Source organism: uncultured Maribacter sp. (assembly GCF_947500985.1).
Classification (GTDB): Bacteria; Bacteroidota; Bacteroidia; order Flavobacteriales; family Flavobacteriaceae; genus Maribacter.
The window spans coordinates 455437-470239 of the sequence record NZ_CANMTX010000002.1 but is presented as its reverse complement, the minus strand read 5'-3'; the positions used below and the strand labels follow the sequence as shown (position 1 = coordinate 470239).

Here is a 14803-nt window from a genome sequence, read left to right as displayed (position 1 = left end):
TAAAGTGAATGTTAACCTTTTCTTTCCATTAGCATGAATAGTTGCAACCAAAAACCAAAACAAAATGAAAATAGCGACCCTCCTATTTATATGTACAGCATCTATTACCATAAATGCCCAACTAGTACTTGATGATTTTACTACTGGTGAAATCAGCAATTTGACATTTACCGATATGAATGAAAACAGAAAAACACAAACAGGCAAAAAAATCATAGGTCAGCACCGGCAAGTTTTTGCAAAGCTCAATCAAAACCCTTTTGAACACAACATGCAATTAAGTATAAAAAAAGGGCTACTCGTTATGAGCTATGGTTATGACACTAGGGGAACAACTTATATAAATTACGGAGTCAATAAAAATGGAAATGCGCCACTAAATATAGACGCCAGCAAATACAAGTCTTTAAAAGTAGCATTTGAGGCTAAAAGTACGGTTAACGGTATCAACTTGAATCTTTTTACAAATACCACTTATGCCGCATACGGCAAACATGTACCGGCTCGTGAAGGTAAGTTCGTCTTTACCATTCCGTTTTCAGAAATAAAACCAACTGGCAATGATTTTACATTTTCTGATATTGATTTTATAAGGTTACAATTCGACTCTAGAAGTAAAACCGGTTGTAACATGGCAATATCAAAAATTTGGCTAGAATAAATATTTAATAAACTATAAAAACAGAAATTATGAAACATTACAAGAAAACAATTTTATTAGGGGTATTCGCCTTAACAGTATGCTCTTTCAACATTACCAAGGCTGCAGATAATCCAGAAGTAAGAAAACCATCTGTTACTTGCGAAAATTTAACGTATGACAATGCCGTTTTTGAACGTTTGGTCTCAAAAATAAATGAGGGATTCATTTTTAACGCACATATAAGCTCATCAACAGTTAAAAAAAATGGCAACGTAGAATTACCGTTTACAACTTTTGGCTCAGGGTCTTTAAACTTGAAAAAAGGAGATGTGGTTACAGTTGACAATGTGAAAACCGCTTTTAATGATCGAAACAATTTTCAAAGTAAAAAGACCGTAGAAAGCTTATCAATTTCATCTTCCGGAAGCAATGTGAAAGTAAAAATGTATTTTCATACTTGGGGTCAGAATGTAGAACTTTCTAATGTAAAAATCACAAAAGAACGATTCGGATATTTTATAACCGGAACACAATCTAATAATACAAAAACAGTGTACTATACTATTGCCATATCACATAATGGTCGTCTAATCTAACCCGATACATTCTCATTTAAACAGTAAAAACCGAGTGTTAATCCTCGGTTTTTACTGTTTAAATCTGTTACAACATTACTGTTAAACTATATTAGAATGAAAACAAACCAAGCTAACTACTTTACTCATACACCTCAACAACCATCTCTACCTCAACAGCCATATTACCGGGCAAAGAGCCCATACCTACTGCAGCGCGTGCGTGTTTTCCTTTTTCGCCAAAAACGGCAACCATTAAATCTGAATATCCGTTAATAACTTTAGAGTGATCCTTAAAATCTGGTGAGGCATTGACCATGCCATGTACGCTTACAATCCTTTTTACTTTATTAAGATTGCCAAGTTCCGCTTTCAAAACCGACAACTGATTAATACCTACCTCACGAGCAGCTTGATAACCTTGATCAATAGTTAAGCTATCCCCTAGTTTCCCAATAATATTTTCACCATTAGCTTGTTTTGGTCCTTTACCCGCTAAAAATAAAAGATTGCCTGTTCTTGCCACATGTACATAATTTGCAACTGGTATACCTTGATCGCGTAACACAATCCCTAAACTATCTAAAACAGCTTCTGGGTTGTAATTAGCGTCTACTTTAGCGTTCGTGGTTTCATTTTTCTCTTTGGCTGGCTTGTTTACATCACCACAACTCAGAATAACAGCGGTTAAAAGCACTAAAACACAATACTTCATATTTTTCAAATTAAAGGTGGTTATTAAGACTACAAGTTACCTAATAGTTCATTATCAACATAATACCTCTAAAATTGACCTACTATACATTGCATAAAAAACACTAAAAATTATATAAATACTATTTTTTGTGCTTTCTGCCGTACTTAAGGTATCATTTTACTAAAAAAGCATTGATATTATTTCATTTTTATTAGTTTAGCAAATTATGCAAAACAACAACTAAATCAATTTAAATATGGACAGTTCTAACTCAACTTCTAAAGTAAATGCGAATAGGCTCTTTTATGCCAGCTGTTTCGCATTAATTACCACGGCATTCTCTTTTGCCATTGCGGCAGGTATATTAGACCAATTAAAAACAGAATTAGAATTAAGCGCTAGTCAAGCGGGACTAATAACCTCTATGTGGTTTTTAGGTTTCCCTATTGCCATGGTAATAGGTGGCTTGATTTATCATAAAGTAGGTGGTAAAGTAATTATGCAGTTTGCATTTTTTGCGCATGCCGTTGGTATTTTACTCTTGATTTTTTCTGGAAGTTATATGGGACTTTTAGTAGCTAACTTACTAATAGGACTTGGTAATGGGTGTACAGAAGCTGCTTGTAACCCAATGATTGCAGATGCTTACAAAGGCAATAGAATGAGTACGATGCTTAACAGGTTTCACATGTGGTTTCCTGGCGGTATTGCCGTAGGTAGCTTGTTATCTGGTTTTATGACAGATATGGGCATCATTGGTCAGAGCCAAGTATGGTTGCTATTAATACCGGCTATTATTTATGCGTTTTTATTTTATGGCCAAACTTGGCCTAAAGCTAAAATTGAAGAAGCTGCAACAATTAGCGGAAACTTAAAAGGTATGTTTACTCCCCTATTCTTATTTATAGGAATATGTATGGCACTTACTGCAATTTCTGAATTTGGACCAAACCAATGGGTGGGTCTTATTCTTTCTAAAAGTGGTGCTGAACCAACTTTAATTTTAGCATTGACTGCAGGGTTAATGGCTGTAGCACGTTTCTTTGGAGGCAGCATGGTAGCAAAATTCAACCAAACCGGAGTTCTTTTAGGTTCTGCTGTTTTAGCAACTTTAGGAATCTATTTATTTAGCACACAAACAGGAGCTATGGCTTATGTTGCTGCTGTAATATTTGCATTGGGTGTCGCTTACTTCTGGCCTAACATGATTGGTTTAGCTGCAACAAAAACACCAAAAACGGGTGCCTTAGGTATGTCTATCATTGGCGCAATAGGTATGTTCTCATCTTCTATCTTCCAACCGATTATTGGTGGTTGGATCGATGCTGACAGAGCAACGGCTGAAGCACAAGGATTTACAGGTGATGAATTAGAATTAGTTTCTGGTCAAGAAACCTTAGGTACTATGGTTTTGTTTCCGGCTATCTTAATAGTTCTATTTACCATTTTATATTTCTGGTTAAAGAATAAAGAAAGTAATGTAGAAGTTGCCGCTGCGTAACCACTACAATTGACATAAAAAAATGCCGAGCAATTGAATTGCTCGGCATTTTTTATTTGATTTAATATCAGTGTTTACTTTAAAAGTAATCCTAACAATTGTATGGCTGCATCACTAATTTTAGTACCTGGACCAAATACTGCTGTAGCACCAGCTTCCTTTAGAAAATCATAATCTTGTTTCGGTATTACTCCCCCAACAATAACCATAATATCTTCGCGACCGTAGCTTTTAAGTTCTTTAACTACTTCTGGCACCAAGGTTTTATGTCCTCCAGCTAATGATGAAATTCCTAATATATGCACATCATTTTCTACCGCCTGCTTAGCCGTTTCCTTTGGAGTTTGAAAAAGCGGACCAATATCTACATCAAATCCTAGATCGGCATACCCTGTAGCCACCACTTTTGCTCCACGATCATGACCATCTTGCCCCATTTTGGCGACCATAATACGTGGTCTACGACCATCTTTTTCTGCAAATTGATCTGCTAGCTCTTGAGCCTTTCTAAAACTTGAATCATCTTTTATTTCTCTTGAATACACGCCTGTAAATGAATTTATAATTGCCTTATGTCTGCCAAATGACTCTTCAAGAGCACTACTGATTTCGCCTAAAGTGGCTCTTTCTCTTGCGGCATCTACTGCTATAGCTAATAAATTTTCTTGCGACTCACCATCCTCTAGCTTACTTTTAGCCGCCTTGGTCAATGCCTTCAGCTTTTCGTTTACTACATCTGTATTTCTACTTTTCTTTATTTCATCTAATCGCTGTAATTGCTGTCTACGAACTTCTTTATTATCAACTTCTAAAATTTGAAGTTCATCTTCTTCGGTCAATTGATATTTATTGACGCCCACAATTACATCTTGCTGACTATCTATTCGTGCCTGTTTTCTAGCGGCAGCTTCTTCAATTCTAGTTTTAGGAATACCTGTTTCAATTGCCTTGGTCATACCACCAAGACTCTCAACCTCTTCCATTAGCTCCCAAGCCTTATGCACCAACTCATGCGTAAGTTTCTCTACATAATAACTACCTGCCCATGGGTCTACGGTCTTGGTTATATTCGTTTCTTGTTGTAGATATATTTGCGTTTCTCTAGCAATACGTGCAGAGAAATCTGTAGGCAACGCTATTGCCTCATCTAATGCATTGGTGTGTAAGCTTTGCGTACCTCCAAAAACGGCTGCAGAGGCTTCTATAGTCGTTCTTGCTACATTGTTAAATGGATCTTGCTCGGTTAGGCTCCATCCACTAGTTTGGCAATGTGCTCTTAGCATCAATGATTTTTCGTTCTTCGGATTGAATTCTTTCACCACTTTTGCCCAAAGCATTCTTGCTGCTCGCATTTTGGCAATCTCCATAAAGTGATTCATCCCTATTCCCCAGAAAAAAGAAAGTCGCGGTGCAAAATCATCAATCTTCAACCCTGCTTTTATTCCTGTTCTTATATATTCCAATCCGTCAGAAAGTGTATACGCCAACTCTAAATGAGCCGGGGCACCCGCTTCGTGCATATGATACCCAGAAATACTAATACTATTAAACTTAGGCATGTGTTTACTGGTATACTCAAATATATCTGCCACCAATTGCATAGAAGGTTTTGGGGGATAGATATAGGTGTTACGAACCATAAATTCCTTAAGAATGTCGTTCTGTATGGTACCTGCTAACTTATCTAATGAAACACCCTGTTCTTCAGCAGCCACAATATAAAATGCCATTATTGGCAATACCGCACCGTTCATGGTCATAGAAACTGACATTTCGTTTAGGGGAATACCATCGAAGAGTACTTTCATATCTTCAACACTATCTATGGCAACACCTGCTTTACCAACATCGCCTACTACTCTTTCATGATCACTATCATAACCTCTGTGGGTAGGTAAATCAAAGGCGACCGATAATCCTTTTTGACCTGCTTTTAAATTTTTTCTATAAAACTCGTTACTTTCTTTAGCCGTTGAAAATCCTGCATATTGCCTAATAGTCCATGGGCGTAATACATACATGGTTGAATATGGTCCACGTAAAAATGGTGGTATACCTGCAGCAAAATTTAAATGCTCTATATCATCTACATCCTCTTTAGCATATTTCTTTTTTAATGAAATTGTTTCTGCCGTAGTAAATGTTGATTCTTCTGTTTCTGAAATACTATTCTTATGAATATTACCAGGTAATACCGAATCATTCAATTGAATATGTTGCAAATCTTTTCTACTCATGTGACAAACGGTTTTGCTCTAGTTCTTCTGCCAATCGTTTTTCGATAATCGGAGTAATCAATGTTTTTCGAGGATTCTTTTTTACAAACGGGTATAGTTCTATTTCTTGCGACATTTTATCCTTCTCATTCTGAAATGCATTAGAACCTACCAAAACTGTTTTCTTTGCATTGAATTTCTCTTGTTGCTTTTGAGCACTATCAGCAATTCTATTCTGAATCGTATGATTTTTTAGTTGCTTTAAGAATCCGCCATCCTTTTCAATTGCCTTGAACAAAATCAACGCTTTCTCAGCTAATTGTGTGCTTATTGTTTCAATATAGTAACTACCATCTGTTGGGTTTTCTACTTTATCAAAATAGCTTTCTTCTTTTAATAGAATAAGCTGATTAAAAGCTATACGTTCTGCAAAATCATTATCCTTTTTATATTCTGAATTATAATTTAAATTAAAAACCGAATTTGACCCACCAAGTACGGCAGACATACATTCAGTAGTAGTTCTAAGCAAGTTTACATTATAATCGTAAATGGTTTTATTTCGTCTAGAAGGTTGCGTGGTAATGTGACATGGAATAGAAATATCATATGCTTGGGCAAGAACACTCCAAAGATTACGCAACGCTTTTATCTTAGCAATTTCAAAGAAATAATTACCACCTACTGCTACCTTAAAATCAATACTTTTAAGATTAGCAAGTTTTCCGCTCTCTTGTAAAATATTTAAATATTCATTGGCATGAGATAAGGCATTTGCCAATTGTTGCACCATATCTGCACCAGCATTTTGATAGAGAGAAACATCTACACTCAATAAGTTGTCAATATTAAGTGCTGCTAAATCATTAACAAGATTAATATCCGAAGGCATAGATTCATACCAGTTCCCTGATTTTGCCAAGTGACCGATTGGATCAATTTGAAAATGTATTTTATTAGATTCAGTAACCCTACTAAGAATTTTAGTTATATAATCCTGAGACAAAAATTGCATATCAAAATAGACATTGACCGCATTTAAATCAATATTGTTCAAAATAACCGAACCATCTACTTCATCAGTCGGAATAACAAACCGAATAGCTTCAGCTCCTTTGTCTATATATTTTAGCGCCTTTTCATTAGCCATTATAGCATTACCAGCGTAGATAACCTGACCAATATTCCAAGAAGTAATAAGAGAAGAAGTAACTGTTAAATGCTCTAAATCTTCGGCATGGTAAAAAGGTTTTACCTTAATACCTTCAGGAGAATTCCAAACCACTTCTTCGTTATAATCTTTCCCCTTTAAATCATATTGAATTTTCAGTTTCCATTCTTTTTCAGAAACGGGATCGAAATTTTCAAATAAGGTCTTACCCTTCATACAAGACGGAGTTTAATTAAAAAAACAAGTTCGTTTAATGTGCATTGAAAATGTATCAAACACAGTCTTTCAAAGATACGATAAGTAAATTGTGTTCTAAAAAGTTCCTATTCTAATACTGCACTGGTATTAAGGCTACGAACATCTTCTGTTTCTATTCTAGACAACTCTTTCAACTCTTCTTTTTCGAAAAGGGCCGGAAGTTCTTTTAACTGAGTACCTACGGGAGCTGCCCAATTAATATAATCTTGAAAACGAATACCATCTATAGTTCTTGGGTTATACGCACTTCTAAAACGTACACCACCATCATTAGTGCTATAGCTGTATGCTAGATAATTAATGTAGTTTGATTTTTTATTTACCCAATACATAAAAATATCATCGTGGTCTTTACCACCACCTTCTTTACCAAAAGTGACCCTTATAACATCATAATCTTCACCCTTAATAACAGTTTCACCAACATTTTCTTTATGAACTGCCTTATCGTTTAGTTTATGTGGTAATGTAGCAAAATAGATAACCGAATTTAAAGCATTACTATGTATTGAAATATCCTTTTCAGAGAGGTCGACTATTTTGTCATTAATAGTTCTACTAAATGAACCGTTTTTAAAATTATCTTCAATTCTATTGCCTAGACTATCCTTAAAATTAACACGATAAGCAGATTCATCACCATTATTAAACATGTATACTTTATCTCTAAACACAAATTCATAATTAGCACTGTCATATAGGCTTCCACCGTGTGCTTTGATAGCATTTTGTACTATTACCTCTGCGCTTTCCTTATCTAACTCTTGCGTAGATTGTTCACTCTGCCCTTCGCTATTGCCACGTTTATCAACATCTTTACAACCAACAACCGATAAAAAAATAATTCCGAAAACAATTCTTAAAAACTTATTCATATTATAAAGGATAAAATTTAAAATGGATGATAAATATCTATTAAACACTTATTGATTTGAAAAAATAATAGTCCAATATGAAATGTATACCTAACGCACCAAAGTTATTATATAAAAGAATGGTTAAGTAGGTAGATTATCATAATTAATGTTAATAAGGAGCTGATTTCCAAACATAGAAGAAGACTAGTTATAAAAAGAAACCGCACTAACTATCAATACATGTTGATGATTAGTGCGGTTTACTTGTTTTACTAAAATTAGTAAAAGACAAGACTATATATGTGATAATAGCTATTCTTGATTTACAACAAAAGCATGAATTACACCTGGTAGCCATGCTAACATCGTTAATAGTATACTAATTAACAATGTTGTGCCAATACCATGCTTTAGAAAAACAGCTAATGGTGGTAATAATATATTTAAAATTATAGTGAGTAATGACATATTTTTAATTTTTAGGTTCACCCAAAAATACTAGAGTTAAGCCGTTTAGCTTAACTCCATTCAATAGTATAATGACCTAAAAACAATAACACACCTCTTTATAATTTAATCTTTTCGTTCTTCTAATAAGTCTTCAATAATAGTTTTTAATCTATTTAATCCAATTGGTTTTACAATATAATCTGAAATAGCACTTATTTTCTTTGCTCTTTCAATATCTACAGGATCTAAAGAAGATGACACCATGTATATAGTAATCTTTTTACCTACCCTAGGTTTAATTTTTACGTATTCTTCCATGAACTGAAATCCGTCCATTACTGGCATGTCAATATCCAAGAAAATAACATCTGGAAAAACAGAATCTTGATCAAGATTATCAAGCATAAAATCAATAGCCTCTTCACCATCTGGAAACACCATAATTTCCATAGGCAGTTTCGTTGATTCTAGTGTTTTTACCATTGTAAAACGGTAAATGGAATCATCATCAACAATACATGTTTTTAAAACATTATTCATAGTAAGCTTAATTAAAAAATTATTGTAAAAGTTGTGCCAACATTGACTTCACTTGTTGCGGTAATTGTACCACCCATAGCTTCAACTTGAGTTTTTGTCAAAAACAAACCAACACCTTTTGCATCTGGGTGTCTGTGAAAAACCTTGTTTAGTCCAAATAATTTATGACCGTGTCTTTCAAGGTCAATACCCAAGCCATTGTCTTTAAATGTAATGATATTTCTACCATTCTTAACCTTAGATTTTACTATTATTTCAGGCGCCCTGTCTTTTGCCTTATATTTTATGGCATTCCCAATTAAATTAAGAAAAATGCTATCCATATATATTCTATTATAGGTAATAGTTGAAAGTTCTCTAAAATCTCCTTTTATAACAGCACCTGAAGTTAGAATTGAACCGCTTAGTGTTTGGATCGTATCTTCAAAAATTTCATTTAAATCTACACTTTCCAATTCTTCTTGAGCATCGCTGATTTTGGTTTTTAATGCCTCTATCAACGTATTCAATGTTAGTGTCAGTCGATCAATTACAGTATCGAATTTACTGAATATATCTAGGCGTTCTTCATCATCATCTGAAAGCTTATAAATCTCCATTAACGAGTTTAAATTAGCAACAGGTGCTCTCAAATTATGTGAAGTAATATGTGTAAAATCAGCGAGTTGCTTGTTTTGATACGCAAGCTTTTGGGCAACAATTTCTAATTCTTCTTTAGCCCTTATAAGCTTTAGTTCCTCTTCTTTCGATTCGGTAACATCTTGGCAAGTACCGAACATTTCGAAAATTTCTCCTTTTTTATTCGCTATTGCCTTGCCAACCAAATGTATTGTTTTTACAACTCCATTAACTGTAATAATTTTATGGATAAAACTGTAGAATTTTTTGTCATTAGCTGACTTTTTAAAGTATTCAGCTACCAAATCTTTATCTTCTGGATGTACAAAATTGAAATACGTATCAAATTGTAATTCAGTAACACTTTCTTCAAGCTCAAAAATCGTATAAAGATTCTCTGACCATTGCACTCTATCTAAAACGGTATTCCATTGCCAATGACCTATTAGGCTAAGTCTTTCAGCAAAATTCAATAAGTCATTCTTCTTTCTCAATTCATTCTTGACATCTTTTATTTTTGATATGTCGGTCACTACTGAGATAAATCCGTCATTTATACCCTCACTACTATTAATTGCCGTAATTGAAGTGAGGGTCGAAAACATAGAACCATCTTTTCGGCGAAACGTCCATTGTCTGGTGTCGTTTATATTTTCATTACGATAATTATACTGAGCATCTGCTATAAAAGAATCTCCTCTGAATAAAAGGGTAATATCATTTTCAAATTTATCACGCTCCTCTTTTAAAAGATAAATATCAGGTTTTTCTAAACCTACAATTTCATCGGCGGTGTACCCTAACAATTTTTCGGCACCTTTGTTAAAGCGATTAATGATTCCGTCTTTATCTGTAGTAATTATAGCGGTAGATTTAGAATTAAAAATTGCCTCAAGTTCTGTATATGCTCTATTAAGGCGTTGCTCAGTAAGTCTAATATTACTAACATCTTGCAAAATTCCATAAAATCTTGTTGGCACTCCAGATAAACTTTCTACTTTACCTGTAATTTTCGCCCAAATACTGTTTCCCTTTGCAGTAAGCATTTCTACATCCATATCAACAGCAGAACCATAATCAATTGCATTTTGAATAGCAACTTTAGCAGCTTGTCTATCTTCATCATATTTAAAAAATTCTAATGCAGCATCTACTGTTGGTCTAAAATCATCTGCAACTTCATAGATTTCATAAGCCATCTTATTCCATAAAAGTTCTTGAGTAGAAAGGTTTATCTCCCAGGTTGATATACGTGCAATCTCGCTGGTATCATTTAAAATAGATTCAGCACGTTTTTTCTCAAGTTCCCTTTCCTTTTGCTCTGTAATATCTCCAGTATGCATTAAAAGTCCGCCAATTTCTCCTTCAGCATTATACCAAGGTCTTACATCCCAATAAATCCATTGAATGGACCCATCTTTACGATAAAAAGGTGCCTCGTCACATATATCAATAGCCCCTTTTAAACATAGTTGATTTTTTTCTTTCCAGTCGTCCCCTATTTCTGGAAAAATATCATAATGTGACCTTCCTACAATATCCTCATCTTCAAAGACGAAATCCTTTATCCATCTTTTTGAAACTGCCAAATACACCATGTTAGTATCTAACATAGCAATTGCCGTTGGAGTTTGTTCAATAAATATTTGGTGATGCCTTTCCAGAAGTTAGTATTATTAGGGTATTGACTCAATTTATTAATTTTAACACGTATTTATGTTAAAAATAGTAATAAAATACTGATAAGTAATGAATCAGGAATAGTACACACCTAAAACCCATACAATTTATAAATTTATTTTATATCTGAACCCTAATATAGATTATCAGGACATCTCTTATAATTTTGAATTTTTCACTTCAGATGTAGAAGGAACTTATGAGGTTATTTTAAACGGATTTACCTCTTATGGTAAACCATTACATATGATTAAGGAAATTAAAGTGAGTAACTCAGGTTTGAATTAAATACGAAAATCTATTCTATCAATATTAACTCTGAACATTTATTAAATCGATACCTATGGGTAACGTTTGCAAACTCTTGTTTTTTAAGCGTTATAAAATGATTTTAAGTAAAAACCTACGATGTATAAAATTCGCAATTCATAAATAAAATTTATTTTTTATGAGTGCTTACAACGGAATATTACCATGCTTCTTCTTTGGTAAAGTAGCCACTTTATTCTCTAGCATAGTGTACGCTTTTATTAATTTTCGTCTAGTGTCTTTTGGTAGAATAACCTCATCTATAAACCCTCTTTGTGCTGCGCTATATGGGTTTGCAAATAATTCTGCATATTCTGCTTCTTTTTCAGCCAATTTCGCCACAGGATCATCAGCTGCACTAATTTCTTTCTTAAAAATAATTTCACTTGCTCCCTTTGCTCCCATTACTGCAATTTCTGCACCTGGCCACGCGTAATTTAAATCAGCTCCAATATGTTTAGAGTTCATTACATCATACGCACCACCGTATGCTTTTCTTGTAATAACCGTTACTTTAGGTACCGTTGCTTCACTTAAAGCATATAATAACTTTGCACCGTTAGTTATAATCCCGTTCCATTCTTGATCTGTACCCGGTAAAAACCCTGGTACATCTACCAATACTAAAAGGGGAATATTGAAACAATCACAAAAACGAGTAAAACGTGCTGCCTTTTTTGAACTATCAACATCTAAAACACCTGCAAGATTTATAGGCTGATTGGCAACAATACCAATGCTTTTACCACCTAATCTTGCAAAACCTACAACGATGTTATCTGCATAAGCCGCATGTATTTCGAAGAACGTATCTTGATCGATAATTCCGTTGATTACATGACGCATATCGTAAGGTTGATTTGTATTCTCAGGAACGATATCCTCTAATACATCACGCACCTCATTACCAAGCTCAAATCGCAAGTCTATCGGCTTATCTTCACAGTTTTGAGGCATATAGCTAATCATCTGCTTAATCTGATTGATACATTGAATATCATTCGCAGCCGTCAAATGTGTTACTCCAGATTTTGTAGCATGTGTTAACGCACCACCCAATTCTTCTGAGGTTACCTCTTCATTGGTTACCGTTTTTACCACATTCGGTCCTGTAACAAACATGTAACTAGAATTCTCTACCATTAAAGTGAAATCGGTCATTGCAGGTGAGTAAACCGCACCACCGGCACATGGTCCCATTATGGCAGAAATCTGAGGAATTACTCCCGATGCCATTACATTTTTATGAAAAATATCGGCGTAGCCGCCTAATGAACGAACCCCTTCTTGAATTCGAGCTCCTCCACTATCATTTAAACCAATCATAGGCACGCCTATTTTCATAGCCATATCCATTATTTTACAGATTTTTTCGGCATGGGTTTCAGATAACGCACCACCAAAAACCGTGAAATCTTGTGCAAAAACGCAAACTTGTCTTCCGTTAATAGTTCCGTAACCTGTTACCACTCCGTCCCCATAGAAAACTTGTTTTTCCATACCAAAATCTTTAGTACGATGAGTTACCAAAGCGCCCATTTCTTCAAATGAGCCCTCATCTAACAAAAAATGAACACGTTCACGAGCAGTTAACTTTCCTTTGACGTGCTGTTTATCAATACGTTCTTGACCACCACCTAATTTAGCCAATGCCAGTTTCTCTGCTAGTATTTGTTTATTATCTTTCATTCTAATTTTTCAAATCAATTTGGAATTCTAAGTTCTACTCTTCTGCCAATTCGAAGAAACCTTAACCGGAATTTTTACTATTTTATCATTTTCTAAATACAACTTTAAAGCTACTAAAGCTGCTATTCTTCTATCTTCGGCATACTGCTTTTCTAAATGTTCTGGAGAATAGTAGTTTTTGACAAAATGAGTATCAAAATTTCCTGATGTAAAAGCTTCATGCTCACATACAAATTTACCAAAAGACAAGGTTGTTGCAACACCTTCAACTTTATAACCATCAATTGCCTTTATCATTAACTGTATGGCTTCTTCCCTATTTTTTCCATAGGTGATCAACTTAGAAATCATGGGGTCATAATAAATAGGAACCTCCATACCTTCCTCAAAACCATCATCAACACGAATACCCTCACCAACGGGAGTTTTATAAGTAGATAACGTACCGATACTCGGCATAAAGTTAACCAACGGATCTTCTGCATATACACGTACTTCAAGCGCATGACCTGTTATTTTCAAATCCTCTTGGGTAAAAGCCAATTTTTCGCCACGAGCTACTTTTATTTGTTGTTCTACTAAATCGATACCTGATATCAACTCTGAAACCGGGTGTTCCACTTGTAGTCTAGTATTCATTTCTAAGAAGTAGAAATTCTTATTTTCATCAAGTAAGAACTCAACCGTACCCGCCCCTACATAGTCACATGCTTTCGCTACTTTGATTGCAGCTTCACCCATGGCTTTTCTAATTTCTGGAGTAAGAACTGCTGACGGAGCTTCTTCAACTACTTTTTGATGTCTTCTTTGAACACTACATTCACGTTCAAATAAATGAACCATATTACCATGCGTATCAGCTAGTATTTGAATTTCTATATGCCTAGGCGAACCGACATACTTTTCTATAAAAACAGAACCATCGCCAAAAGCAGCTTGTGCCTCACTAATAGCTCGTTGCATTTGCTCTGGTAAATCTGGCAAGTTTTCAACAACACGCATTCCCTTACCACCACCACCTGCAGAAGCTTTTATTAAAATCGGGAATCCTATTTGCTTAGCTACCTTTTCAGCTAATTCGACATCGGTTATAGCCTCTTCAATACCTGGCACCATTGGAATATCATAATCACGAACCGCTTCTTTGGCTGCCAATTTATTTCCCATCACTTTAATAGCGTGTGGCTTAGGGCCGATAAAAGTAATACCATTATCCTCCACCATTTGGGCGAACACTGCATTTTCACTTAAAAATCCGTAACCTGGGTGAATACCCTCTGCACCGGTAACCTTTGCTGCATTTATAACTTTTTCCATTACCAGATAAGATTCTGATGATGGTGCAGGTCCTAATAAAACTGCTTCATCGGCAAACTTAACGTGTGGCGAATGACGATCGGCTTCTGAATAAACAGCAACAGTTTTTATACCCATTTTCTGGGCAGTTTTCATTATTCTTAAAGCTATTTCGCTGCGGTTGGCTATAAGTATTTTCTTCATTAAAAACTTAATTTATTCGATAATCGAGATTTAATCCCTCATTGAGGGTTTAATTTTCTGAGGCATGCTCGCCCGCAGGATTGGGCGGACCTCAATATT

The 14803-nt window shown here is 34.9% G+C and carries 12 protein-coding genes; 3 read left to right on the top strand and 9 right to left on the bottom strand.

The features are described 5' to 3' along the window. Window positions 1-64 precede the first annotated feature (64 nt). Together Q0871_RS05635 and Q0871_RS05630 are read left to right on the top strand one after the other, a co-directional pair. Window positions 65-661, top strand: a complete 597-nt coding sequence (locus tag Q0871_RS05635; protein WP_299319197.1) for a hypothetical protein — start codon at window positions 65-67, stop codon at window positions 659-661. A gap of 29 nt (window positions 662-690) precedes the next feature. Beyond that, entirely contained in the window at window positions 691-1239 is a 549-nt protein-coding gene (locus Q0871_RS05630; RefSeq protein WP_299319194.1) for a hypothetical protein, read from the top strand. A gap of 121 nt (window positions 1240-1360) precedes the next feature. On the opposite strand, the gene Q0871_RS05625 is transcribed toward Q0871_RS05630, so the two are convergent. Beyond that, on the bottom strand, window positions 1361-1933 hold the full coding sequence (locus tag Q0871_RS05625; RefSeq protein ID WP_299319190.1) for a RidA family protein: 573 nt from the start codon (window positions 1931-1933) through the stop codon (window positions 1361-1363). 238 nt (window positions 1934-2171) lie between these two features. Between Q0871_RS05625 and Q0871_RS05620 the strand changes: the two genes are divergently transcribed. After that, the gene (locus Q0871_RS05620) at window positions 2172-3416 is read left to right on the top strand and encodes a sugar MFS transporter (RefSeq protein WP_299319187.1); all 1245 of its coding nucleotides are present in this window, start codon (window positions 2172-2174) and stop codon (window positions 3414-3416) included. Between the two features lie 74 nt (window positions 3417-3490). Here Q0871_RS05620 and scpA read toward each other — a convergent pair whose 3' ends face one another. From scpA to accC, 8 genes are all read right to left on the bottom strand, one after another. Continuing rightward, window positions 3491-5653, bottom strand: coding sequence for a methylmalonyl-CoA mutase (gene scpA / locus Q0871_RS05615; RefSeq protein ID WP_299319184.1), 2163 nt, complete (start codon window positions 5651-5653; stop codon window positions 3491-3493). Beyond that, window positions 5646-7019: a methylmalonyl-CoA mutase subunit beta gene (locus Q0871_RS05610; protein WP_299319180.1), complete on the bottom strand. Its 1374-nt coding sequence runs from the start codon at window positions 7017-7019 to the stop codon at window positions 5646-5648. Before Q0871_RS05610 ends, scpA begins: the two co-directional genes overlap by 8 nt. A gap of 107 nt (window positions 7020-7126) precedes the next feature. Next, window positions 7127-7936 (bottom strand): DUF6503 family protein, encoded by an 810-nt coding sequence (locus tag Q0871_RS05605; RefSeq protein WP_299319176.1) that lies wholly within the window; start codon window positions 7934-7936, stop codon window positions 7127-7129. A gap of 294 nt (window positions 7937-8230) precedes the next feature. Next, a complete protein-coding gene (locus Q0871_RS05600) occupies window positions 8231-8386 on the bottom strand; it encodes a YqaE/Pmp3 family membrane protein (RefSeq protein WP_133671524.1) in 156 nt (51 codons plus the stop codon). Between the two features lie 105 nt (window positions 8387-8491). After that, complete coding sequence (locus Q0871_RS05595; protein WP_299319167.1) at window positions 8492-8908, bottom strand: response regulator; 417 nt, start codon at window positions 8906-8908, stop codon at window positions 8492-8494. Window positions 8909-8919: 11 nt separating this feature from the next. After that, window positions 8920-11190 (bottom strand): PAS domain S-box protein, encoded by a 2271-nt coding sequence (locus Q0871_RS05590; RefSeq protein WP_299319792.1) that lies wholly within the window; start codon window positions 11188-11190, stop codon window positions 8920-8922. A 472-nt stretch (window positions 11191-11662) separates the two neighbouring features. After that, a complete protein-coding gene (locus Q0871_RS05585) occupies window positions 11663-13204 on the bottom strand; it encodes an acyl-CoA carboxylase subunit beta (RefSeq protein ID WP_299319163.1) in 1542 nt (513 codons plus the stop codon). A 27-nt stretch (window positions 13205-13231) separates the two neighbouring features. Beyond that, window positions 13232-14704 carry an acetyl-CoA carboxylase biotin carboxylase subunit gene (gene accC / locus Q0871_RS05580; RefSeq protein ID WP_299319160.1) on the bottom strand — a complete coding sequence of 491 codons (1473 nt, stop codon included), beginning with the start codon at window positions 14702-14704 and terminating at the stop codon, window positions 13232-13234. Window positions 14705-14803: the final 99 nt, after the last annotated feature.